We start from the raw sequence: 22,992 nt of genomic DNA, 5'->3' as shown, positions 1-22,992 counted from the left end.
GAGGGACCCGCGTGCGGATCGTGCTTGCCGGGCTCGCCACGAGTCACCCGTACACCGACGCCCGCACCCTCGCCAGGCATGCCGAGCTGGTGGTGTGGGAGCCCGACGCCGAGCGGTTGCGGCGCTTCACCGATGAGCACCCGTCCGCGAAGGTGGCGGAGAGCCTGGCCGGGGCGCTGGGCCACGAGCCCGACGGCGTGGTGCTGACCGTGCCCAACCCGCAGGTGCCCGCGGCGCTGGCCAGGGTGCTGGAGACGGGCGCGGCGTGTTTCGTGAACAAGCCGGCCGCCGCGACCAGGGCTCAGCTCGACGCGCTCGACCGGCTGCCGATCCACGAGCGGGTGATGTCGACGTCGGTGCTGCGGTTCGCGCCCTCCTTCGCCGGGGTGCGGGCCGACCCGGACGAACTGCTCGCCGTGCGCGCCACCGTGCGCCACGACGTGGGCCTCTGGGCGACCGGCTACAACGCGTGGCAGGACACGCCCGGCGAGGGCGGCGGCACGATGGTGACCATGGGGGTCCACGGGGTGGAGCTGCTGGTCGCCCTGCTGGGCCCGGACGTGCGGCTGGCCGGGGCCGCCCGGTCCACGCGGCATTACGGGGCGCTCCGTTCTGAGGACACCGGGGTGATGGCCCTGCGGTGGGGCGGCGGCGTGCTCGGCACGGTCGAGGTGCTCGGCGTCTCCGAGACGGAGTCCTACGCGGTCACGCTGCACGGACGCGACTCCGCCGAGACCGTGGTCATCGAGGGTGGCGACGACCCGATGAGGGGCCTCGGCTACGAGGGCACCATCGACGCGTTCCTCGCCATGGTGGGCGGCGCGCCCAGCCCGGTGCCGTGGGAGCAGACCAGGGCCGTCCTCGGCGTGCTCGTCTCGGCGAGGGAGAGCGCGTAGGGAGCCGCCCCGGCGTTGACAGCACGAGTCTCGCGCAGTTACGGTCTGGACCGTAAATAGCGGATGGAGGACGTGCGTGCGGACGACGGCGGAACTCGAGGAGCGGCTGGCGCGGCCCGGCGCCGGGCTCGTCGACGATCTGGGCAGGCTGCCCGGCGACATCATGATCCTGGGCGCGGGCGGCAAGCTGGGCCCGAGCCTGGTGCGGCTGGCGCTCAACGCCACCCGCGGCGACCGGCGGGTCATCGCGGTGTCCCGGTTCGGCGAGCCGGGCCTGGCGGACGCCCTCAGGGCGGACGGCGCGACGGTGGTGAGCGCCGACGTGTCCGACGAGCGGGCGCTGCGCGACCTGCCGGACGCGCCCAACGTGGTCTTCCTGGTCGGCGCCAAGTTCGGCACGCAGGGGCGCGCCCACGCCGCCTGGTTCACCAACACCTACCTGCCCGGCCGGGTCGCCGACCGGTTCAGGGAGAGCAGGATCGCCGCCCTGTCCACCGGCAACGTCTACCCGCTCGTGCCCGTGGCCGGCGGCGGCAGCACCGAGGACTCGCCGACCGGGCCCGTCGGCGACTACGCGATGAGCTGCCTGGGCAGGGAGCGGGTGCTGACGCACTTCTCCGAGACGTACGGCACCCGCGTGGCGCTGCTCCGGCTCAACTACGCCGTCGAGCTGCGCTACGGCGTCCTGGTCGACCTGGCGCAGAAGGTCCTGGCGGGCGAGCCCGTCGACCTCACGACCGGCCAGGTGAACGTGGTCTGGCAGGGCTACGCCAACGAGGTGACGCTGCGCTCGCTGCTGCTGGCCGGCACGCCGCCGTACGTGCTCAACGTGACCGGACCCGAGCTGATCTCGGTGCGGCAGGCCGCGCTGGCGCTCGGCGAGGCGCTCGGCAAGGAGCCGGTCTTCACCGGCGAGGAGGCCCCCACCGCGTTGCTGTCGAACGCGGGCCGCTGCCACCGGCTGTTCGGCTACCCGGAGCTGACCCCCGCCGAGCTCATCGAGCACACGGCGCGCTGGGTCGCCGACGGCGGGCCGCTGCTCGGCAAGCCCACCAAGTTCGAGCGCCGCGACGGGCGTTTCTGATCCGCAGCTCACATCACCGCACCAATCGACTTGGGGGGACCTCACGTGCTCGGCACGGCTCCAGAGGCGCACGCGTCCGTGCGCGACCTGTTCAGGCGCGGCCTGGTGATCCCGGCGCACCCGCTGGCGCTGACCTCGGACAGGAAGCTGGACGAGCGCCGCCAGCGGGCGCTCACCCGCTACTACGTCGAGGCGGGCGCGGGCGGGCTGGCGGTGGGCGTGCACACCACGCAGTTCGCCATCCACGGCACCGGCCTGCTGGCTCCGGTGCTCGAACTTGCCGCCACGGTGGCGGGCGAGTACGAGCACGAGGTGGCGCTCGTGGCCGGCGCCACCGGGCCGACCGCGCAGGCGGTGGCGGAGGCCGAGCTCGCCAGGTCGCTCGGCTACCACATGGTCCTGCTCAGCCCGTACCGGGAGCTGGACGAGGACGGCCTGATCGAGCGGGCCCGGGCGGTGGGCGAGGTGCTGCCGGTGATCGGCTTCTACCTGCAGCCCGCGGTCGGCGGCCGCCACCTGTCCAGGGAGTTCTGGACGAGGCTGGCGCAGATCGAGGCCGTGGTAGGCATCAAGGCGGCGCCGTTCGACCGCTACCGGACCCTCGACGTGCTGCACGGCGTGGTGCGCGCGGGCCGGGCCGGCGAGGTCGCCCTCTACACCGGCAACGACGACCACATCCTGACCGACCTGATCACCCCGCACCGCGTGGTCGTGGACGGGCGGGAGGTGGACGTCGAGTTCGTCGGCGGGCTGCTCGGCCAGTGGGCGGTGTGGGTGCGGCGGGCCGTGGAGCTGCTGGAGCAGGCCAGGGCGGCGCGTTCCGGCGACGACGCGGCCGTGCGCCGGCTGCTCACCCTCGACGGGCACCTGACCGACGCGAACGCCGCCATCTTCGACTCCGCGAACGCCTTCCGCGGCTGCATCCCCGGCATCCACGAGGTGCTGCGCCGGCAGGGGCTGCTGGAGGGCCGCTGGTGCCTGGACCCGGCGGAGGACCTGTCGCCTGGCCAGCTCGCCGAGATCGACCGGGTGCTGGCCGCCTATCCGGCGCTGCGCGACGACGAGTTCGTCGCGGAGAACCTCTCACGCTGGCTCGCCTGACCGATGACCGGAAACGGTGCGCTAGAGCGTCAGGCGGTAGAGGGTCAGCGGGCGGCCACTGGAGCCGCTGGTGAGGTTGCCGGTGCGCTCGGCGAGCCCGGCCAGCTCCAGGCGGTGCAGCATGCGCCGGGCCGTGCGCTGCTGGACGGCCAGCCGGTCGGCGATCTCGCGCGTCGTCAGGGGTTCGTCGCCCGCGGCGGCCCGCGCCTGCAGGAGCTTTTCCAGCGTGGGCACCGACAGCCCGACCCGGCGGGCGATGACCGACAGGCTCTGCCTGCCCGCGGGCGTGGTGGTCACCGACTCCAGGACGATGTCGGCGTCGGCCCGCAGCGACAGCACCGCGGCGACCGGGCCGATCCTGCGGGCCTTGGCCAGCGCCCGCCGCGCGAGGCTCTCCGCCTCCGCGGCGCTGCGTCCCAGGCCGAAGCCGACGCGGACCGCGTCGTTCTGGCCGGCCAGCCGGGCCAGCATGGGCAGCCCGGTGAAGCCGCCCGTGGCGTCGTGCAGCGGGCCGCGGGTCGTGACCAGCAGGTGCGTGCCGCCGCGGAAGGCCGCCAGCGTGCCGCCCAGCGCCGTGGCCTCGCGCAGCAGCCCCTCCTCGTTGGCCACCTCGATGAGCCCGAGCGCGATCTGGGCGTCCTCCTGCACCTGCCCCTCGGCGGTCAGCACGAGCTGGCGCAGCGCCACCCGCACGGAGTGCACGGACGGCACCAGGCGCAGCACGTGCCGCTCGTCGCGCAGCGCCTCGTACACGGAGCTCAGGCAGGTGATCACCGTGTGGGCGGGACTCCTGCGGTGGAAGGCGATCGCCTTCTGGGAGGTCATCCCCGGCCGGTACGGATGCGTGCGCAGCTCGCCGGTCGGCAGCCCGGCCTCGGTGAACGTGGCGTCGACGTCGGCGGCCGACAACGTGTCGATGGAGAGCCTGGTGACGTCCTCGCCCTGGTGCTGGAGGCGTACCAGGGCGTTGAGCAGCGTCGCGCCCGAGTAGTCGACGAACGCGGCGGGACGGGTGAGGGCCTCGGCGTCGCGGGAGAGCATGTAGGGGACGATGCCGGTGAACAGCCAGCCCTCGACGGAGGTGGCGTGGGCCTCGACGATCGCGGGGGCCTGCGACTCGTGGTCGTAGTCGAGGCGCAGGGTGCTCACGCCCGGCTGCTCCTCGCAGACGGCCGCGACGTCGTCGACCAGATCGTGCGGGCCGACGACTCCGATGACGATTCCCACGCACGCCTCCCTCTCGCTCATTTCGGTCAAGACCGCAATCATAACTGGTGAGGTGCCAGGTGAAGTTCCCGTCCATGGCAGAAGCAGACGGCCGTACCCTCGGCGACGAGGAGGTGGCCGCCGTCGAGCGGGTGATCCGCTCGGGCATGCTCAGCTCCGTCTGGGGGACCGAGGCGCGGGCGCTGGAACGCGAGATCGCGCAGGCGTACGGCTCCCGCCATGCGATCGCGTGCAGTTCCGGCACCGCGGCCCTCCATCTGTCGGTCGTGGCGGCCGCGCCGGACCCAGGGGACGAGATCATCACGACACCGATCACGGACTTCGGGACCGTGGCCCCCATACTGGCGCAGAACGCCGTTCCTGTCTTCGCCGACGTGGATCCGTCCGACGGGAATCTCGATCCCGGCGCCGTGGCCCGGCTCATCGGCCCGCGGACGAGGGCGATCATGGCGGTGCACCTGTTCGGGGCGCCGGCCAGGATCCACGAGCTGCGCGCGCTCGCCGACGAGCACGGTCTGGTGCTGATCGAGGACTGCGCGCAGGCCTGGCTGGCCGAGCTGCCCGGCGGCCGGCTCGCGGGGACGACGGGCCAGGTGGGGTGCCTCAGCCTGCAGCAGTGGAAGCACATCACCTGCGGCGACGGCGGGGTGGCGATCACCGATGACGACGAGCTGGCCAGGCGCATGCGGCTCTTCTCCGACAAGGGCTGGGACCGCGCGGCAGGACGGTCGCACGCCGCCTTCGGGCTCAACTACCGCATGACCGAGCTCCAGGCCGCCGTGGCCCGCGCCCAGCTCGCCAAGCTCCCCGGCGTGGTCGCCGCGCGCCGCCGCACGGCCCTGCAGCTGATCGAGGCTCTCAAGGGCCTGCCAGGGGTACGGCTGCCGCGCCCGCAGGGCCACGCCTGGTGGCTCTTCCCGATCGTGTGCCCGGACGGCGACGCGCCCGAGCTGGCGGCGCATCTGGCGGCGGCCGGGATCCCGGCGCGCGCCGGGTATCTCGCCGAGCCGCTGAACAGGGCGCCGGTGTGGCAGGCGGCCATCTACGGGTCCGCCCGCTTCCCGCTCGACGGCTACACCCCGAACCCCTGCCCGCAGGCCGAGCGCATGGTGGACCGTACGCTGCTCGTCATCGACTGGAACGAGAACTACACGTCGGAGCACGTCGAGTTGATCGCCCAGGAAATAACGAGATTTCGGGTTCGGGGGTAGTCACGTTCATATCTCAGGCATTGACCAGGCCAAGTCGTGCTCACTAGGTTTCGGTCAGGACCGGTATTAAGCGAAAGGAAGCCGCCGATGAAGAAGGCAGCGGCAGTCGGCCTCGCGGCCGTCCTGAGCCTGGCGGCCGCCGGGTGCGGATCCAGCGGTGGTTCGGACAAGAGCTCCGTGACCCTGTGGATGTATCCCGTCATCGGGGACCAGGCGAAGAGCCAGGCGTTCTGGGGCAAGGTCGAGAAGGACTTCGAGGCCGCCAACCCCACGACCGACATCACGATCGACCTGCAGCCCTGGGAGGGCCGTCAGGAGAAGGTCACCACGGCGCTCGTCTCGAAGAAGGGCTTCGACCTGGTCGTGCTGGGCCCCGACCAGATCCCGCAGTACGCCCAGCAGGGCACGATCGAGCCGGTCGACGACATCGTCGCCCCGGCCAAGGCCTCCTACCTCCCCAACTCGCTCACCGCCCTCACCGTCGACGGGAAGCTCTACGGCGTCCCCATCTACCAGACGATCACGGCGCCGATCTACAACAAGAAGCTGTTCGCCGAGGCGGGCGTGGACAAGGTGCCGGAGACGCTCGACGAGCTGAAGGAGGCCGCGCCCAAGCTGGCCGCCAAGAAGGTCGCCATCCTCGACTACCCGGGCAAGCCCGAGGTGACGCTCAACCAGAGCTTCTACCCGATCCTGTGGGCCAACGGCGGCACCGTCTTCGCCGCCGACGGCAAGAGCGTCGCGTTCAACGGCCCTCAGGGCGTGGCGAGCCTGCAGCTCCTGCTCGACCTGAAGGCCGCGGGCGGCCTGCCGCCGAACACCGCCAGCAAGGGCAACGACATCGAGGGCGGCCTGCTGGCCGCGGGCAAGACCGCCATGTACCACGCGGCCACCGCCGGCCAGGTCGACCAGCTCGCCACGGCCATCGGCGAGGAGAACGTCGGCATCGGCCTGCCGCTCGAAGGCACGAAGCGGGTCGCGTTCGGCATCCCCGGAGGCCTGATGCTGGCCAAGCACTCCGAGAACAAGGACGCGGCCAAGAAGTTCGCCGCCTACCTGGCCTCGCCGGAGGTCTCCGCCGCGCTGGCCAAGGAATCGGGCTTCTTCCCCGCGCGCACGGACGTGACCGTGCCCGGCCAGTCGGAGGCGTCCAAGGAGTTCGCCAAGTCCCTGCAGTACGCCTTCCCCGGCGACACCCACCCGAAGGCCCGGCAGGTGATGGGCGTTCTCGCCCCGCACATCCAGGCGGCGCTGCTCGGCAAGGAGGACGCGAAGACCGCGCTCGACGCGGCCGCCAAAGAGGCGAACCAGCTGCTCGGCAGCGGCGGCTGAGAGGGAAGGAACCACCTGGTGCGTCAACGCTTGCGTGACCCGGTCACCGGCCTGCTGTTCGTGCTGCCCGTGCTCGTGCTCTTCCTGATCTTCCGGATCTTCCCGTCGCTTGGCGCGGCGGGCATGAGCCTGACGAACTGGAACATCGGCGGCGAGTGGGACATCATCGGCGCGGACAACTACGTCCGGCTGCTCGACGACGTGAACTTCTGGCTGAGCCTGCGGGTCACCCTCGTGTACTCCGTCGTCTACGTGCCGCTCACCATGCTCGTGGCGCTCGGCACGGCGTTGCTGCTCAACCAGGTGGTCTTCATGCGCGGCCTGTTCCGCGGCATGCTCTTCCTGCCGTACGTGACCAGCTTCGTGCTCGCGGGCATCATCTGGCGCTGGATCTACGAGTTCAACGGCCTGATCAACGGCCTGCTCGCCAAGGCCGACCTGGGCCCCGTCGCGTTCCTGGAGCAGTCGGGGGTGGTCCTGCCCGCTCTGGCGGTCGTGGCCGTGTGGAAAGGGTTCGGCTACTCGATGCTGATCCTGCTGGCGGGGCTCAAGGCGATCCCGTCCTCCTACCTGGAGGCGGCCAGCATCGACGGGGCGAGCGCGTGGCAGCGTTTCCGCAGGATCACGCTGCCGCTGCTCAGGCCCGCGATCTTCTTCGTCATGGTGATCGAGACGATCAGCGCGTTCCAGACCTTCGACACGGTGTACGTGATGACCGGCGGCGGTCCGGCCAGGGCGACGTACACCCTCATCTACGGCATCTACGACCACGGCTTCCGGTCGTTCGACTTCGGCTACGCGGCCACCTGGGGCATGGTGCTGTTCGCGATCGTGCTGATCGTGTCGCTGGTCCAGCGCCGCTTCCTGGACCGGGGGAACACATGACGATCACCACGACCTCCCGTCCCTCCGTACGGGTCGAGGCCGCCCGCGCGGCGCGCAGGCGGTGGTGGCGGGGCAGGTGGCCACTGGCCGCCCTGCTCGCGCTGCTGTCGGTGCTGACCGTCAGCCCGTTCGTGGCGATGTTCATCGTGGCCCTGTCGCCGGCGGGCCGGCCGACCGTGCCCGTGCGGTGGCCGGAGTCGCTCACGCTGGACAACATCACGAGGGTGCTGTCGTCGTCCGGCTTCGTCACCTGGACGCTCAACTCGCTGATCTACGCCCTGGTCTCCGTGGTGATCATCCTGCTCACCTCGTCGATGGCGGGCTACGCCTTCGCCAAGAAGCGTTTCCCGGGCCGCGAGGCGATGTTCTGGACGTTCCTCGCGACCATGATGGTGCCGTTCCAGGCCACTCTCATCCCGACGTTCGTGCTCGTCAACAGCCTGGGCGGGGTGGACACGTTCTGGGGACTGATCGTGCCGACGCTGGCGAACTCGCAGGCCGTCTTCCTGATGCGGCAGTTCATCCTGGGCCTGCCGGACGAGCTGTTCGACGCCGCGAAGGTGGACGGCGCCTCCGAGTGGCGGGTCTACTGGACGATCGTGCTCCCGCTGACCAAGCCGATCCTGGCCACGCTGGGCGTGTTCGTGTTCCTGTGGCACTGGAACGACTTCCTGTGGCCGCTGGTCGTCGGGCAGAGCGACGCCACGCGCACGCTCACGGTGGGCCTGACCACGCTGCGGACCGAGGAGATGCAGCTGTCGCTGCTCATGGCGTCGGCGGCGGTGTCCGTGGTGCCGTGCCTGCTGGTGTTCTTCCTGCTGCAGCGCTACCTGGTCAACAGCATCGCGATGACGGGGCTGAAATGATCGCCCTCCGCCTGGCTCCCGAACTCCGCGAGATGTTCCTCCCGCCGCCCATCTGGGCGCGGCTCGAGCGGCTGGCCCCCGGTCGGCCCGCTGGAGCGGGCGCAGGTGCTGGTCACTGGCTGGGACACCCCGCGCGTGGACGCGGAGACGCTGGCCCGCGCGCCGGAGCTGCGGCTCGTGGCGCACACCGGTGCCGCGGTGGGGTTCCTGGTCTCCGACGCGCTCTGGGAACGCGGCATCCGGGTGACCCAGACCGGAGCGGCGATGGCGCCCGCGGTCGGCGAGGTGGCGCTCACGTTCACGTTGTGCCTGCTGCACCAGGTGCACCGCTTCGACCACGCGCTGCGGTCCGGGTCAGGATGGGCGGAGACCAGGTCGGCCGCCCGGCCCCGGCGCGAACTCCGCGGCAGCGTGGTCGGCGTCGTGGGCGCCTCCCGCACCGGCAGGGCGTACGCGGGCCTGGTCCGGGCGCACGGCGCGGAACTGCTGCTCGCCGACCCGACCGTGTCCGCCGGAGAGGCGGCGGAGCTGGGCGCCACGCTGGTCGAGCTCGACGACCTGCTGACCCGCAGCGACGTCGTCGCCCTGCACGCCCCCGCCATCCCGGCGACCCGGCACCTGATCGGCCGCAGGGAGCTGGCGCTCATGCCCGACGGCGCGGCGCTGGTGAACACCGCCCGGTCGTGGCTGGTCGACTCCGCCGCGCTCCTCGACGAGCTGCGCGGCGGCAGGATCGACGCGGCACTCGACGTCTTCGACGAGGAGCCCCTCCCGGCGGACAGCCCGCTGCGCGGCCTGCCGAACGTGCTGCTCACGCCCCACCAGGCGGCGGGCACCGAGGAGGCCAGGCACCGGCAGGGAACGCTGACGGTCAGCGAGATCGCCAGGTTCCTGGCCGGTGAACCGCTGCAGCACGAGATCACCCGCGAACAGCTGCGATGGACCGCCTAGCGCTCCCGAAGAGAGGGTCTAAGCTGTGCGAATGGCCCCTATCGACCCCCGTGCGGCCGCGCTGCGCGACCGGCTGCGCGGCACCCTGATCGCCGCCGCCGCGACCCCCATGACCGGGTCGGGCGAGGTCGACCTCGGCGTGGTCTCGCGCTACTTCGCCCGCCTGGTGGCCGACGGCGCCACCGGCCTGGCGGTGCTCGCCCACACCGGGCGCGGGCCCTTCCTCACCCCCGGCATCCGCGCCGCCGTCATCGAGCGCGCCGCCGCCTGCGCCGATGCAGGGGACGTCCCGGTGCTGGTCGGCGTGGGCGGCGGTCCCGACACCTCTGACCCGGCCGAGCAGGCGCGGGTGGCCGCGGGCCTGGGCGCGGACGGCGTGCTCGTGTTCCCGTCGGAGGGCGACAGGGCCGCGCTGCACGAGGAGGTGTGGCAGGCCGCCCGCCTGCCGATGATCGCCTTCGACCTCTACACGCGGCCGTGCCCGCCCGGCGTCCTGCGGGAGATCCTGCGGCACCCCGGCGTGGCCGGGCTCAAGACCGCGCTGCTGTCCGACGCCATCGGCTGCCAGCGGGCCATCGCGCTCGCCCGCGAGTCCGGCCGGCTGGCGATCACCGGGGAGGACCGCATGTTCGGGCCTTCGCTGCTGTGGGGGGCCGAGGCGGCGCTGGTGGGCATCGCGGCCGCCGCCGTCGAGGTGACGGCGGAGGTGCTGCGCGCCTTCCGCGAGCCGGGCCTGCGCGCGTTCGAGCAGGCATCGGGACGCCTCGACCGGCTGGCGGCCGCCACCTTCACCGAGCCCATGGAGGGTTACGTACAGCGCATGCTCTGGCTGGCCGCCGCCGAGGGCAGCATCCCCGCCACCCACGCCCACGACCCTCACGGCCCCGGCCTGCCGGACCGGGAACGCCTGGAACTGCAGGCCCAGGACTTCAGTCTCCCGTCGACTGCGGAACGGGCCGAGGCCATCGCCTGACCTGGCCCGGGCGAAACCGCCGCCGTGCTCGTGCGGTGTTCAGAGCCGGAAGAGGGCGGTGGCGTTGCGCCAGGCGATCCGCTCGGCCGTCGGCCCCGAGAGGCCGGCCGCGGCGACCGCCCCGAAGGCCGACGACGGGTCGATCAGGGTCGCGTCCGTGCCGAACAGGAGCTGGGCCGGGTCCACACCCGCCACCACCTCCGCGATGCGGCCCGCCGGGGCGTGCGACCAGCAGGGCTCCAGATAGAGGCGGTCGCAGGCGTTGGCGGCCTCGATGGCGTGCCGGAACCCGTCCGCTCCCATGTGCCCGGCGATCACCCGCAGGCCGGGGATGTCCAGGCAGACCTCGGCCAGGTCGAGCACCGAGGCGCCCCACGTGTGCACGAGTGCCGGGCGGCCCGTCTCGGCGACCAGCGTCAGCGCCTCGCGCAGCCGCGCGGAGGCGACCGGCGAGCCCGTGTAGTCGGTGTGGATCTTGACGCCGACGAACCTGCCGCCCGGCAGGTACGCGCGCAGATCCGCCTCCGCCTCGCGCAGCCGGCGCGGGTTGACCGTGACGTAGCCGAGCAGGCGGTCCTGGGCCTCCAGGTACGCGGCCAGGGCGCGATTGCCCGCGGGGGCGTCGTAGATCACGGCCTCGGTGGCGGAGACGATCGCCCGGTCGATGCCGTAGCGGTCCATGGTGGCCATGGTGGAATCGGCCACCTCCATGGTGAAGAACCACGGGCCCCAGTGGGCGTGCACGTCGATGATCACAGCGCGGGCCTCCTCGGCGTCTCGGCGAGCAGCCTCGTCGCGTTGCCGCCGGCCACCGCGGCGATCTCCGCCGGCCGCAGGCCGCTGGTGGCCAGGCGGAGGAGGGGGACGAGGGGCTCGTAGTGGGGGGCTCGCGAGCCGTACAGCAGGCGGTCGGCGCCGAGCTCCGCGGCGACCGTCTCCAGCGCGTCGGGGGAGTTGAGCAGGCGGGTGGAGGTGTGGAAGCCGGGCTCGTCCGCGGCGGCCACCAGGAAGTCGCCCAGGTGGTAGAAGTGCGTGTCGAGGAAGACCACGCTGCCCCCGAGCCCGGCGAAGGGCTGCCAGAACCTGCGTACGTCGCCGCCGGTGAGCACCACCAGGCCGAGCCGCGCCGCCCGGCGGGCGACGTGCCGGACGGACGGGAAGCCCGCTTCGACCCCCTGCTCGTCGGGGAACAACCGGACGGCCCGGGCTCCCTCCGACGCCAGCCGCTCCAGCTCGCGGGCCGCGCCGATCGGGTCGCGCAGGTCCACGGCCCCGACGGGAACGACCCCCGGGCGCGCGGCCATGGCCAGCAGTTCGTCGTTGCCCGTGCGCACGTCGAACAGCGCCGCCCGCAGGTTCGCCACGGCCGCCGCCCGGACGCGGTGCGCGGCCAGCGTCTCCATCACAGCTCCGGGCGTGCCGGGCGGCCCGTCGCGGTCCGGGTACGCGCCGAACAGCACGTCCACGTCGAGCGTCACCTCCAGCTCGCCCACCAGCCGCCACGCGTCGAAGGGCGTGGCGGACCCATTGGTTTCGGGCCCGTCCTCAATCGCCATGCCGGTCATTATGTCATTGACGAGAAGCGTCGCTGAAGTTACGGTCATGACCTCAATCGTTCGTTGAAGAGCGTGAGGTGGGGCCGCGCACCGGGCCCTCGCGACCGCCGTCGGCCACGCCGGGCGCGGGCCGCCCGCCCTTGACCGTCGCTCCATCGCCCGGCTAGTTTCGGTCTGTGCCGAAATATGTGATCGATGCGCACCGGCTCATCGGTCCCGTGCCGTTCGACGACCTGCCGGCGGACCCACGGGGCGAGATGGACCGGCTGGGCATCGACCGGGCCCTGGTCACCCACACGCTCAGCCTCTACTCCGATCCCGGAGCGGGCAACGAGGCCCTGCTCGCGCTCGGCGATCCCCGGCTCGTCCCCGTGCCCGTCGTGGTGCCGGGGGAGACGGGGGAGGACCTGCCCGGCGTACGGATGGTCAGGCTCTGCCCGGAACGCCACCGGTTCGATCTCACGGGTCCGGCCACGCTGCGCTGCCTGTCCGCCCTCGGGCTGCCCGCCGCGATCGACCTCGACGAGACCTCGCCCGCCCAGCTCCGCCACCTCGCCGAGCGCCTGCCCGGCCAGCGCGTCCTCGTGCTCAACCCCGGCTACCGCAGGCTGCGCGCGCTGGGCGAGCTGATGGACGCCGCGCCGAACGTGTGGGCCGAGATCGGCACCGTCAACACCCAGGGCGGCGTCGAATGGCTGGCCGCGCGGTTCGGGGCGGAGCGGCTGGTGTTCGGCACCGGGGCGCCCGTCGCCGACGACTGCGGGCCGCGTTTCCTGCTCGACCACCTCGACCTGCCCGCCGAGGACGTCGAGCGGATCGCATCGGGGTCCCTGGAGGCGCTGCTGTGATCCTCGACGCCCACGGCCACGTGGGACCCTGGCCGGACTTCCTCATCCCGCATCCCGCCGCCGAGCACCTCGTGGCCGCGATGGACCGGATCGGCGTCACCGCGATGGGCATCAGCCACCTGCTCGCCGTCGGTCCCGACGCGGTGCGCGGCAACGCGATGGCGCTGGAGATCGCCGGGCGGTTCCCCGGCAGGTTCGGGGTCTGGCAGGTCTACAACCCGCACCACCGCACGCCGCTCGCCCGCGAGGGCGCGCCGGGCCTGTGGGGCGTCAAGCTCCACCCCGACGTGCACCAGTGCCGCCTCGACGACCCCTTGTACGAGCCGGTCTGGCGCACCGGCCTGCCGGTTCTCGCGCACGGCCAGACGGACTCGCCATGGAGCGACCCGGCCCAGTTCGTCACCGTCGCCGCCCGCCATCCGCACGTGCCGCTGCTCATGGGGCACACGGGGCTCTGGCCGTACGGGTTCGGCCGCGCGGCCCGGCTCGTGGCCGATCACCCGAACGTGTTCCTGGAGACGTGCGGCTCGAAGATGACCGGTCGCTGGATCGCCAGGCTGGCCGCGCTCGCGGGTGCGGAGCGGGTGCTGTTCGGCTCGGACGCGTGCTTCCTCGACCTGCGTACGGGCTACGGCCGCGTCGCGCTGGCCCCGCTCGCCGACGCCGACCGCGCTCTCATCCAGGGCGGCAACCTGGCCCGCCTCCTCGGCCTCCCCCTGCCTGATCTGCCCGGTTCGTCCGGCTCGCCCGAGAAGGGAAACCCAGCGTGACGCTTGCCATCCATGGAGGCGCCCCCGTCCGGACGGCCCCGTGGCCGGCCTGGCCGCCGCCCATCGACTCCGCCCAGCGCGAGCTGGTCACGAAGGTGCTGGAGAGCGGCCTCTGGGGCGCCACCCAGGGCGGCTCCGTCGTCGCGGACCTGACCGCCGCGTTCGCCCGCCGCTCCGGCGTCCGGCACGGCGTCGCCGTCGCCAACGCCACGCTGGGCCTGTTCGCGGCGCTGCGCGGGCTGGGCGTCGGCAGAGGGGACGAGGTGATCGTGCCGGCGTACACGTTCGTGGCCTCGGCCACCGCGGTGCTGCTGGCCGGCGCGACCCCCGTGATCGCCGACGTCGACCCCGTGGACCTGCACCTGTCCCCGGCCGCGGTGCGGGACGCGCTGACCGGCAGGACGGCCGCGATCATGCCCGTCCACCTGGCGGGCAGCCCCGCCGACATGGACGCGCTGAACGACCTGGCCGCCCGCCGCGGCCTCGCGGTCGTCGAGGACGCCGCCCAGGCGCACGGCGCCACGTACAAGGACCGTCCTGTCGGCGGCCTGGGTGACGCCGGCGTCTACAGCTTCCAGGCGAGCAAGGCGATGACCGCGGGGGAGGGCGGCCTGATCGTCTGCCGCGACGAGGCCGTCCACGAGCGCGTCTGGTCGGTCTGCAACCTCGGGCGCGCGCTGGGCGGGCAGTGGTACGGTCACCCGTCCGTCGGCTGGAACCTGCGCCTGACCGAACTCCAGGCGGCGCTGCTGCTGCCGTGGCTGGACCGGCTCGACGAGGAGATCGACCGCAGGAACACCTTCTGCGCCGCTCTCGAGCGCGAGCTGGCCGCCGTCCCGGAGGTCGCCGTGGTGCCCGCGACGGAGGGCACGACCCGCGACTCGCGCCACCTCCTCATGCTGCGCCTCGACGCCGGCGTGGACCGCGCGTTCCTGCTGGCGGCCATGGCCGCCGAGGGCGTGCCGCTGGATGCCGGCTACCCGCCGCTCGGCACCGTGTCCGCGCTCGCCGGGGAGGGCGCCCGCGCCGAGCCGTGCCCCGTCGCCGGCGAGGCGGCGAACACCGTGGTGTGGGTACGCCAGTCGATGCTCATGGACGCGCCGGGCGCCGCGGCCGACATCGCCGAGGCCATCGCGAAGGTGCTGCGCCACGCGGGCGACGCCGGGACCCCGAATTAGTTCCTTTGCCGTAATCCAGGTATTGACGTCATAACAGGGTCTCTCTAGGTTTCGGTCATGACCTTAATTAGACGAATGCTGGCTGCCGCGCTGGCGGCCGTCCTCGTGGCACTGACCGCCGCCGCCCCCGCGGGCGCGGCGGAGCGCCGGGTGGAGGACCTGGGCGTGCCCCTGGAGGACGTGCTGCTGATCGGCGGCGTGGTCGCGCCGGGCCCCGGCGGGAAGACCGTGCTCTGGGGCGCCTCCTCCGGCAGCCCCGCCCATCTCAACGCCGTCGACCCGGCCACCGGGGCCGAGGTGGCCAGGTACGACCTGCCGGGCGCCGAAGGCTCCTGGGCCGTCGACGCCGCCCAGGACGGCAGCGTCTACGTCGGCACGTACGGTGACGGGCGGCTCTACCGCTGGACGGACCAGGGCGGGGTCCAGGACCTCGGCCGGCCCCTTCCCTCGGAGAGCTTCATCTGGAGCGTGGCGGCCGGCGAGGGCGCCACCGTCTACGGCGGCACCTACCCGGGAGGTCGCCTGTTCGCCTACGACCCGGGGACCGGCGTACGCGACTACGGCAGGCTCTCGCCCACCCACTCCTACGTCCGCAGCGTCTCCTACGCCGACGGGAAGATCTACGCCGGCACCGAGGACCCCGCCGCGGTCTTCGAGATCGACGCCGCCTCCGGCGCCACCAGGCAGCTCCCCCTCCCCGACGGCCTCGACCCGGCGGGCAAGTGGGCCTACGACGTGAACGCCGCCGCCGGCCACCTCTACGTCCGCTTCGGCAGCGCCAGCCCCGGCCCGCTCCACGTGTGGGACATCGCCGCCGGCCGCTGGAGCGACACCCTGGACACCGCACACGGCCTGGACGTCTCGCCGCCCGACGCCGACGGCGCGGTCTACCTCATCAAGGACGCCGAGCTCGTCCGCTACGACCCGAAGACGAAGGAGACGACGGGCACGGGCATGCCGATCACGGGCCGCGTCGCCAACACCCGCGGCATCGGCTGGGCCGAGCTGGGCCTGCCGGACTACCCGGGCAAGAGCGTCGTGGGTCTGCTCTGGCGCGGGCTGATGTTCCGCTACAACCCGCAGACCGGTGCCACGTCGTTCGTGGAGACGGAGGTCAAGGGCGAACCCATCGACGTGACCGCGCTCGCGCAGGGCCCCGACGGCCGCATGTACGCCGGCGGCTTCCTCAACGGCGGTTTCGCCGCCCTGGACCCGGAGACGGGCAAGCGCACCGAGTTCCACACGTTCTCGCAGAGCGAGGACATGACCGCGCACGACGGCAGGCTCTACGTCGGCGCCTACCCCGAGGCCAGGGTCTACGCCTACGATCCGAAGCTGCCGTGGAACAGCCCCGAGTACTCACCGAGCCCCGAGCCCGGGCCGGCGGCGAACCCGGCACGCCTGTTCGACCTGTCCGCGGACAAGCAGATCAGGCCGCGGGCGCTGGCGTCGGCGGGCCGCTACCTCGCCGCGGGCACCATGCCCGACCTCGGCCACCTGGGCGGCGTGCTGGCCATCTGGGATCCGGAGACGGGCAAGCTCAAGCACTCCCAGCGCAACGTGATCAAGGACCAGAGCATCGTCTCGCTCGCCTACCGCGACGGCGTGCTCTACGGCGGCACCTCCATCTACAGCGGCCAGTCGGCCACGCCGCCGACCCAGCCGGAGGCCAAGCTGTTCGCCTGGTCGGTGAAGGACGACCGGCTGCTGTGGGAGATCGTCCCCGCGCCGGGCAAGCCGGCCGTCCCCGCGCTGACGTTCGACGCGCGCGGCACGCTGTGGGGGATCGCCGGCGGCGAGGTGTTCGCCGTCAACACGGCCGCCCGCAAGGTGGTCAAGCGGGTCACTCTGTCGGACAGCGAGAGCGCGAGCGGGCAGCTCTCCTTCAACCGGCGTGACCGCACGCTGTACGGCGCCCACGCCGGCCAGTACGTCTTCTCGCTCGACCCGCGCACCGGCCGGCACGCCGTGCTGAGGCAGGGGCCCGTGCACCAGCTCGCGGTGCACGGGTCGGGAGACGTCTACTTCGCCGAGGGCCCGCGCCTGTTCCGGCTCACGGGTCAGCAGACGCGGTAGGTGTAGAAGTTCTCGAAGCGCGACAGGTAGAGGTGCCCGTTAGGGCCGAGGAGGAGGTTGGAGATCGGGCGGGCGATGAGCGTGAAGGCCATCGTCCCCGGATCGATCCGGTACGCCTTGCCCTGCACCTTGCCCCAGAGGAAGCCCTTGTGGAACACGAGGTTGGTGTCGAGCCAGACCTGGGTGACGGTGTCCCACGGGTAGGTCTGGTGCTTGACGGTTCTGACGGTCCGCCCGGTGGCCGGGTCCAGCTCGAACAGCGCGTCCGGCGTCAGCCCCCACAGCCGCCCGGCGTCGTCGAAGGCGATCGAGCCGAGAGCCAGGTCGCCGGGCACCGGGACGGTCCGCCACTTGAGCGAGTCGGTGGCGATGTCGTACGCGAACGCCACCCCCTCGCCCTGGGGCGTGCTGGTGCCGCCGAAGCCCGAGGTGGCGCCGTAGACGACGCCGTCCCGGTAGGCCAGGCCGATGACGCTGTGGCCGGGGATGATGTTCCGCTTGATCACCGTACGGCCGGTGGCGGGGTCGAGCAGGCCGAGCGCGCCGCCGAGCGTGCCCGACTTGGGCACGGTGCCGAACGCCAGCCAGTCGCCCGCGGAGATCATCGCGAAGGGCCGGTCCTGCTCCTGGGCGCCGAGGTCGAGCAGCAGCCTGGGCGCGCTCCCGTCGAACTCGTAGATCCGGGCGCCCGGATAGACGCCCAGGTAGAGCTTGCCCTTGTGGGTGACGATGCCTTCGCTCTGGCCGACGTCCGGCCAGTTGCGGGTCTCGCCGGTGGCGGGGTCGTAGGCGGCCAGGCCGCCGGTGAAGAAGCCGCCCGCGTAGACGTGGCCGTCGGGGCCCGCGCCGAGGGAGCGGATGCTGACGGGCTGGCCGGTCAGGGTGCCGTCGAGCAGCCTGCCCTGGCCGGTCTCGCGGTCGAAGTGCCAGATGCGGCCGGTGGAGCTGGTGCCGACGAGCGTGTGCCCGAGCCAGCCGAGCGTGCGGGCGGCGCCGCCGCCGTGGTCGGTGAGACCCAGTTGGGTGATCTTCTCGGTCTTGAGGTCGTACCTGGCGAGTTCGCCGCCCTGGAACAGGTACAGGTCGTGGCCGAGCCGGCCGCCGCCGACGGTGAGGTTGTCGACGTCCTCCACCACGTCCTTCCACGCGTTCTCGCGCAGGTCGTACACGCCCATGGGGTTGGCGCCCGCGGAGGTGACGAAGCGCACCAGTAGGTAGGGGCCGGTCACGGCCACGTCGTAGGCGTAGCCCGCGCCCTCGACGGGCGGCTCGATGACCCGCTCGACGGTCCCGCCGGGGGCGAGCACCGCGACCTTCATGCTCTCCGCGCCGACGCCGGCGTACACGGTGCCGTCCGGGCCGACGGCCAGGTCCCTGACGAACTGCTCGCCGGGTACGGGGCTGCCCAGGTCGGTGGTGGTGCCGTCGGCGGTGTCGTAGCGGAAGAGCCTGCCCGTGGGCGAGGTGCCGCCGTAGACGGAGGACCCGTCGGGGCTGGCGGCGACGGTCCAGACGAACGTCTCGGTCGCGATGGGGATGCCGAGTTCGCTCACCTGGTCGGAATCCGGGTCGTAGCGGAAAAGACGGCCCATCGCGCCGGCGGTGGCGTTGTAGCTGCCGACGTAGACCGAGTGGTCGGGAGCCACGGTGACGGCCCAGGAGCCGAGCGCCAGCGGCAGGGGCCGCTCGCCGATCAGGCGGCCGTCGCGGGCGTCCCTGATGCCGAGCAGCGCGGGGCCGGAGGCGCTGGAGGTGACGGAGTAGACGCGCGCGCCCTGCGGGTGGCCGGCGTCGAGCGCGGTGCCGGCGGTGGTGGCGCCGGTCAGGGGAAGCGGGTCGAGGGTGTGGAAGCCGCACTCCGTCGGAGGGGCGGCCGCGGTATCGGCCTGGGCCGGAGAGGAGAGGGATAAGGCGACAAGAAGCACTGCCATGATGGTACGCACGCACGACCTCCCGGTTTCTCAATTACGGTCTCGACCGTATTTTGCCGGTGGCTTCGTGGCAAGATGGCGGGCGTGGGCCCTTCAGTGATCATCGCCGTCCGGCACGGAGAGAGCGAGGCCAACCTCGCCTACCGGCGGGCCGGCGACACGCCGCTGGCCTACGATCGCGGCGACGACGAGGTGACGCTGACGGAGCACGGCAGGGCGCAGGCCGCGGCCCTCGGGCGGCTGCTGGCCGCACTGCCCGCGGGCGAGGCGCCCGAGCTGGTGTGGTGCTCGCCCTATCTGCGCGCCCTCGACACGTGGCGGATCGCCCAGGCGACCTGGGGCGTCCACCCGCCCCCCGTCACCGTGGACGAACGGCTCAGAGACCAGGAGGCGGGCGAGTTCGCCCGCTACAACCCCGCCGCGATCAAGGAGCGATTCCCCGGCGAGCCGGAGCGGCGGGAGGCGGAAGGCGCCTGGGCCTACCGCCCGCCCGGGGGCGAGTCGCTGGCCGACGTCGTGGCCCGGCTGCGTGACCTCCTCGCCGACCTGCCACGGCGGGCCGACGGCCGGCGGGTGCTCATGGTCGCCCACGACTCCGTGGTGCTGGGGTTGCGCCACGTCATCGCCGGCGGCCCCGACGCCGAGCTCGCGGCCGTGCTGGAGTTCGCGCCGGTGCTCAACGCCTCCGTGTCGGTCTGGCGCACCGGCGGTGCCCGCTTCGAGCTCGTCCGCTTCAACGACGTCGCGCACCTGGGCCCCTGACCTCACCCCGTCCGGACGATCAGATCGGCGCGCCGGCGCGTGCGGTCCTCGGCGAACCACTCCCGCTCGGCCGCGAACCACGTCCGCCACCGCGGCTCCAGCTCGGGCCCGTCCCGCTCCAGGACGCGCGCCAGGCGCACCGCCTCGGGCGCCTCCACCCAGACGGTGTACGCCAGCAGCTCCGCCACCGAGGCCCTGGCCGTGCCGACCCCCTCGATGACGAGCACCGGCGCGACCGGCACGGTCACCTGCTCGGCGTATTCACCCCGCACCCAGTCGTACCGGCGAAAACGCCCCGGGCGGCCGTGCCGCAGCGGGTCGATCACCTGAGACTCCAGCGCGTGGAACCAGCCGCCGGGCCCCTCGTCCCACGGCACGGGGAAGTCGTCGCTGTGGATCACCTGGCATCCCAGGTCCGCGGAGAGCCGCCGCGCGAACGTCGTCTTGCCCGCCCCCGCGGGCCCGTCCACGGCCACCAGGCGGACAGGGCCGCACGACGGGGGCAGCTCCCCGATGACGGCGGCCGGCGGATTCATCGCACCAGGGTAGAGGAGAGGGGCCCCGCGCCTGAGAGAATGTTCTTTCGCCCTTGGATCGCATGTAGGAGGTTGATCTTGCTCGGACCCCTCGGCGGCATCGTCGTGCTCGATCTTTCCAGGGCCCTGGCCGGGCCACACGCCGCGCAGATGCTGGGTGACCTGGGCGCCAGGGTGATCAAGGTCGAACATCCGGACGGTGGTGACGAGTCCCGGGGCTGGGGACCGCCGTTCGCCGGGCCGGATCACGATATCTCGACCTATTTCCTGGCGGCCAACCGCAACAAGCAGTCCATCACCGTCGACATGAAGTCCGCGGAGGGCAAGGAGCTCATCGAGCGCCTCGTCCGCCAGAGCGACGTCCTCGTGGAGAACTTCCGCACCGGCGTGCTCGACCGTCTCGGCTTCTCCGCCGAGCGCCTCCACGAGCTCAACCCCCGCCTCGTCATCCTGTCCATCACCGGGTTCGGCCACGACGGCCCGGAAGGCGGCCGCCCCGGCTACGACCAGATCGCCCAGGGCGAGGCCGGCCTGATGTCGCTGACCGGCCCCTCAGCCGACGAGCCCTACCGCGTCGGGGCGTCCATCGCCGACCTGCTGGCCGGCATCCACGGCGCCTACGGCGTGGCCGGTGCGCTCTACGAGCGCGAGCGCACCGGCAAGGGCAGGGTCGTGCGCACGTCGCTGCTGGCCGCCGTCACCGGCGTGCACGCCTACCACGGCACCGCCTGGACGGTCGGCGGCAAGGTGCCCGGCGCCGGCGGCAACCACCACGCCACCATCGCCCCCTACGGCTCCTTCCGCTGCGCCGACGGCATGCTGCAGATCGCCGCGGCCAACGACGGCCAGTGGAAGAAGGTCGCCGTCCTGCTCGGCATCGATCCCGCCGACGCGCGATACGCCACCAACAGGGAGCGGTTCGCCCACCGCGACGAGCTGATCGCCGACATGGAGCGGGCCCTGGCCGCCCACGACCGCGCCCACTGGCTGGCCAGGCTGGCCGAGGCCGGTGTGCCCGCGGGCGCGATCAGGTCGATCGACGAGGTCTACACCTGGGAGCAGACCCGCTCGCAGGGCCTGGTCGTCGAGGTGGAGCACCCCGTGCTCGGAAAGATCGAGCTGCCGGGGCCGCCGCTGCGGTTCGACGGGCTGACCGGGGTGGAGCACAGCGCGCCGCCCGCGCTCGGCCAGGACAACGACTCCGTGCTCGCCTGGCTGGAGGCGCGCGAACGATGATCCGCCACCCGCGGCACCGGACGGCGCTCTCATGCGTCACCATTGCAAGGATGTCCGACTTCTAGGGAGTGATAGTGAGCCGTCCGGACGCGCGCACACTGATCGACACGGTCCTCGACAAGGACTCGTGGACATCGTGGGACGCGCCGCCAGCCGACCCGGCGCCGCCCGGCTCCTCCTACGCCGACGAGCTGGCCGCGGCCCGCGTCAAGTCCGGCTACGACGAGGCCGTGATCACCGGCGAAGGGCGGCTCGACGGGCGCAGGGTCGCCATCGCGGCCTGCGAGTTCTCGTTCATGGCGGGCTCGATCGGGGTGGCGGCGGCGGAGCGGTTCGTGAGCGCGGTCGAGCGGGCCACGCGCGAGCGGCTGCCGCTGCTGTCCGCGCCGGCCTCGGGCGGCACGCGGATGCAGGAGGGCGCCCTCGCGTTCGTCCAGATGGTGAAGATCACCGCCGCGATCCAGGCCCACCGCGCCGCCGGTCTGCCCTACCTGGTCTACATGCGGCATCCGACGACCGGCGGAGTCTTCGCGTCGTGGGCGTCGCTGGGGCACGTCGCGGCGGCCGAGCCTGAGGCGCTGATCGGGTTCATGGGGCCGAGGGTGTTCGAGTCGCTGCACGGCTACCCGTTTCCCGAAGGCGTGCAGGTCTCGGAGAACCTGCACCGCAAAGGGCTGCTCGACGCGGTGGTGTCGGCCGAGGAAGCGCGCGACGTCGCGATCAAGGCGCTCGCCGTGCTCGCCGCCGACAGGTCCGTCGTCGTGGCCGGCGCTCCCCCCGAGGAGGACCTGCGGCCCGTGGAGGCGTGGGAGGCGATCACCCGCTCGCGCCGCGACGACCGGCCCGGCGTGCGCACGCTGCTCAAGCTGGCCGCCACCGACGTGACCCCGCTCAGCGGCACCGGCGAGGGCGAGAACGAGCCCGGGCTGCTGCTGGCACTGGCCAAGTTCGGCACCGCGCCGGCGGTGGTGCTCGGCCAGGACCGGCGGCTCCAGCGCGCCAACTCGCCGCTGGGCCCGGCCGGGCTCCGCGCGGCCAGGCGCGGCATGCGGCTGGCGGCCGAGCTGGGCCTGCCCCTGGTGACCGTCGTCGACACGGCGGGCGCCGACCTGTCGAAGTCGGCCGAGGAGGGCGGCCTGGCCGCCGAGATCGCCCGCTGCCTGGCCGAGCTGGTCATGCTCGACGCGCCCACCGTGTGCCTGCTGCTGGGCGAGGGTGCGGGCGGGGCGGCGCTGGCGCTGCTGCCCGCCGACCGGGTGCTCTGCGCGCAGCACGCCTGGCTGTCGCCGCTGCCGCCCGAAGGGGCCTCCGCCATCCTCTACCGCTCGGTCGACTTCGCCCCCGAGATCGCCCAGGCGCAGCACATCCGTGCCACCGACCTGCGGCGCGACGGCATCGTCGACCGGGTCATCCCCGAGGTGCCCGACGCCGCGTACGAGCCGAGAAACTTCTGCGAACGGGTGGGGCGGGCGCTGGAGCACGAGATCGCGCTGCTGCTGCGGGCGGCCCCCGCCGACCGGCTCGCCGCCCGCCAGGCCCGCTACCGCAGCCTCGGCACCCCCGCCGGTTAGAG

The 22,992-nt window shown here is 72.8% G+C and carries 21 protein-coding genes; 16 read left to right on the top strand and 5 right to left on the bottom strand.

Features of this window, described 5'->3' with window-relative positions; all coding sequences use genetic code 11:
- Positions 1-11 precede the first annotated feature (11 nt).
- From E1292_RS19125 to E1292_RS19115, 3 genes are all read left to right on the top strand, one after another.
- Positions 12-896 (top strand): Gfo/Idh/MocA family protein, encoded by an 885-nt coding sequence (locus E1292_RS19125; protein ID WP_132596577.1) that lies wholly within the window; start codon positions 12-14, stop codon positions 894-896.
- Between the two features lie 76 nt (positions 897-972).
- Positions 973-1,980, top strand: a complete 1,008-nt coding sequence (locus tag E1292_RS19120; RefSeq protein WP_132596576.1) for an NAD-dependent epimerase/dehydratase family protein — start codon at positions 973-975, stop codon at positions 1,978-1,980.
- A gap of 45 nt (positions 1,981-2,025) precedes the next feature.
- A complete protein-coding gene (locus tag E1292_RS19115; protein WP_132596575.1) occupies positions 2,026-3,081 on the top strand; it encodes a dihydrodipicolinate synthase family protein in 1,056 nt (351 codons plus the stop codon).
- 21 nt (positions 3,082-3,102) lie between these two features.
- Here E1292_RS19115 and E1292_RS19110 read toward each other — a convergent pair whose 3' ends face one another.
- Positions 3,103-4,308, bottom strand: coding sequence for a response regulator (locus tag E1292_RS19110; RefSeq protein ID WP_246090199.1), 1,206 nt, complete (start codon positions 4,306-4,308; stop codon positions 3,103-3,105).
- Between the two features lie 74 nt (positions 4,309-4,382).
- Here E1292_RS19110 and E1292_RS19105 point away from each other — a divergent pair, with 74 nt between their 5' ends.
- From E1292_RS19105 to E1292_RS19080, 6 genes are all read left to right on the top strand, one after another.
- Positions 4,383-5,519, top strand: coding sequence for a DegT/DnrJ/EryC1/StrS family aminotransferase (locus tag E1292_RS19105; protein ID WP_181958259.1), 1,137 nt, complete (start codon positions 4,383-4,385; stop codon positions 5,517-5,519).
- Between the two features lie 87 nt (positions 5,520-5,606).
- Complete coding sequence (locus tag E1292_RS19100) at positions 5,607-6,851, top strand: ABC transporter substrate-binding protein (RefSeq protein ID WP_132596573.1); 1,245 nt, start codon at positions 5,607-5,609, stop codon at positions 6,849-6,851.
- Between the two features lie 18 nt (positions 6,852-6,869).
- On the top strand, positions 6,870-7,736 hold the full coding sequence (locus E1292_RS19095; protein WP_132596572.1) for a carbohydrate ABC transporter permease: 867 nt from the start codon (positions 6,870-6,872) through the stop codon (positions 7,734-7,736).
- The gene (locus E1292_RS19090; RefSeq protein WP_132596571.1) at positions 7,733-8,602 is read left to right on the top strand and encodes a carbohydrate ABC transporter permease; all 870 of its coding nucleotides are present in this window, start codon (positions 7,733-7,735) and stop codon (positions 8,600-8,602) included. Before E1292_RS19095 ends, E1292_RS19090 begins: the two co-directional genes overlap by 4 nt.
- A gap of 105 nt (positions 8,603-8,707) precedes the next feature.
- Positions 8,708-9,553 (top strand): hydroxyacid dehydrogenase, encoded by an 846-nt coding sequence (locus E1292_RS19085; protein ID WP_220446929.1) that lies wholly within the window; start codon positions 8,708-8,710, stop codon positions 9,551-9,553.
- A 31-nt stretch (positions 9,554-9,584) separates the two neighbouring features.
- Positions 9,585-10,526 carry a dihydrodipicolinate synthase family protein gene (locus tag E1292_RS19080; protein ID WP_132596569.1) on the top strand — a complete coding sequence of 314 codons (942 nt, stop codon included), beginning with the start codon at positions 9,585-9,587 and terminating at the stop codon, positions 10,524-10,526.
- Positions 10,527-10,565: 39 nt separating this feature from the next.
- On the opposite strand, the gene E1292_RS19075 is transcribed toward E1292_RS19080, so the two are convergent.
- Complete coding sequence (locus E1292_RS19075; RefSeq protein WP_132596568.1) at positions 10,566-11,282, bottom strand: amidohydrolase family protein; 717 nt, start codon at positions 11,280-11,282, stop codon at positions 10,566-10,568.
- A complete protein-coding gene (locus E1292_RS19070; protein WP_246090198.1) occupies positions 11,279-12,082 on the bottom strand; it encodes an amidohydrolase family protein in 804 nt (267 codons plus the stop codon). Before E1292_RS19070 ends, E1292_RS19075 begins: the two co-directional genes overlap by 4 nt.
- 176 nt (positions 12,083-12,258) lie before the next feature.
- Between E1292_RS19070 and E1292_RS19065 the strand changes: the two genes are divergently transcribed.
- From E1292_RS19065 to E1292_RS19050, 4 genes are read left to right on the top strand one after another with little or no spacing between them, the layout of a single operon-like run.
- Positions 12,259-12,930: an amidohydrolase family protein gene (locus E1292_RS19065; RefSeq protein ID WP_132596567.1), complete on the top strand. Its 672-nt coding sequence runs from the start codon at positions 12,259-12,261 to the stop codon at positions 12,928-12,930.
- A complete protein-coding gene (locus E1292_RS19060) occupies positions 12,927-13,700 on the top strand; it encodes an amidohydrolase family protein (RefSeq protein ID WP_132596566.1) in 774 nt (257 codons plus the stop codon). The genes E1292_RS19065 and E1292_RS19060 overlap by 4 nt, the downstream gene beginning before the upstream one ends.
- Entirely contained in the window at positions 13,697-14,878 is a 1,182-nt protein-coding gene (locus tag E1292_RS19055; protein ID WP_132596565.1) for a DegT/DnrJ/EryC1/StrS family aminotransferase, read from the top strand. Before E1292_RS19060 ends, E1292_RS19055 begins: the two co-directional genes overlap by 4 nt.
- A gap of 57 nt (positions 14,879-14,935) precedes the next feature.
- Positions 14,936-16,954 (top strand): outer membrane protein assembly factor BamB family protein, encoded by a 2,019-nt coding sequence (locus E1292_RS19050; protein ID WP_132596564.1) that lies wholly within the window; start codon positions 14,936-14,938, stop codon positions 16,952-16,954.
- On the opposite strand, the gene E1292_RS51195 is transcribed toward E1292_RS19050, so the two are convergent.
- On the bottom strand, positions 16,939-18,879 hold the full coding sequence (locus E1292_RS51195) for a ligand-binding sensor domain-containing protein (protein ID WP_165974619.1): 1,941 nt from the start codon (positions 18,877-18,879) through the stop codon (positions 16,939-16,941). The two genes, E1292_RS19050 and E1292_RS51195, sit on opposite strands and share 16 nt — an antisense overlap.
- Before the next feature lie 81 nt (positions 18,880-18,960).
- Here E1292_RS51195 and E1292_RS19040 point away from each other — a divergent pair, with 81 nt between their 5' ends.
- Entirely contained in the window at positions 18,961-19,647 is a 687-nt protein-coding gene (locus tag E1292_RS19040) for a histidine phosphatase family protein (protein ID WP_132596563.1), read from the top strand.
- A 2-nt stretch (positions 19,648-19,649) separates the two neighbouring features.
- On the opposite strand, the gene E1292_RS19035 is transcribed toward E1292_RS19040, so the two are convergent.
- The gene (locus tag E1292_RS19035; protein ID WP_132596562.1) at positions 19,650-20,183 is read right to left on the bottom strand and encodes a uridine kinase family protein; all 534 of its coding nucleotides are present in this window, start codon (positions 20,181-20,183) and stop codon (positions 19,650-19,652) included.
- 39 nt (positions 20,184-20,222) lie between these two features.
- Here E1292_RS19035 and E1292_RS19030 point away from each other — a divergent pair, with 39 nt between their 5' ends.
- Together E1292_RS19030 and E1292_RS19025 are read left to right on the top strand one after the other, a co-directional pair.
- Complete coding sequence (locus tag E1292_RS19030; protein ID WP_165974618.1) at positions 20,223-21,419, top strand: CaiB/BaiF CoA transferase family protein; 1,197 nt, start codon at positions 20,223-20,225, stop codon at positions 21,417-21,419.
- A gap of 74 nt (positions 21,420-21,493) precedes the next feature.
- On the top strand, positions 21,494-22,990 hold the full coding sequence (locus E1292_RS19025; protein ID WP_132596560.1) for a carboxyl transferase domain-containing protein: 1,497 nt from the start codon (positions 21,494-21,496) through the stop codon (positions 22,988-22,990).
- The last annotated feature ends 2 nt before the right edge of the window (positions 22,991-22,992 follow it).

The organism is Nonomuraea deserti (assembly GCF_004348685.1).
In the GTDB taxonomy this organism is placed as follows: Bacteria; Actinomycetota; Actinomycetes; order Streptosporangiales; family Streptosporangiaceae; genus Nonomuraea; species Nonomuraea deserti.
The sequence above is the reverse complement of the archived record's forward strand: the minus strand, read 5'-3'. Positions and strand labels throughout refer to the sequence as shown.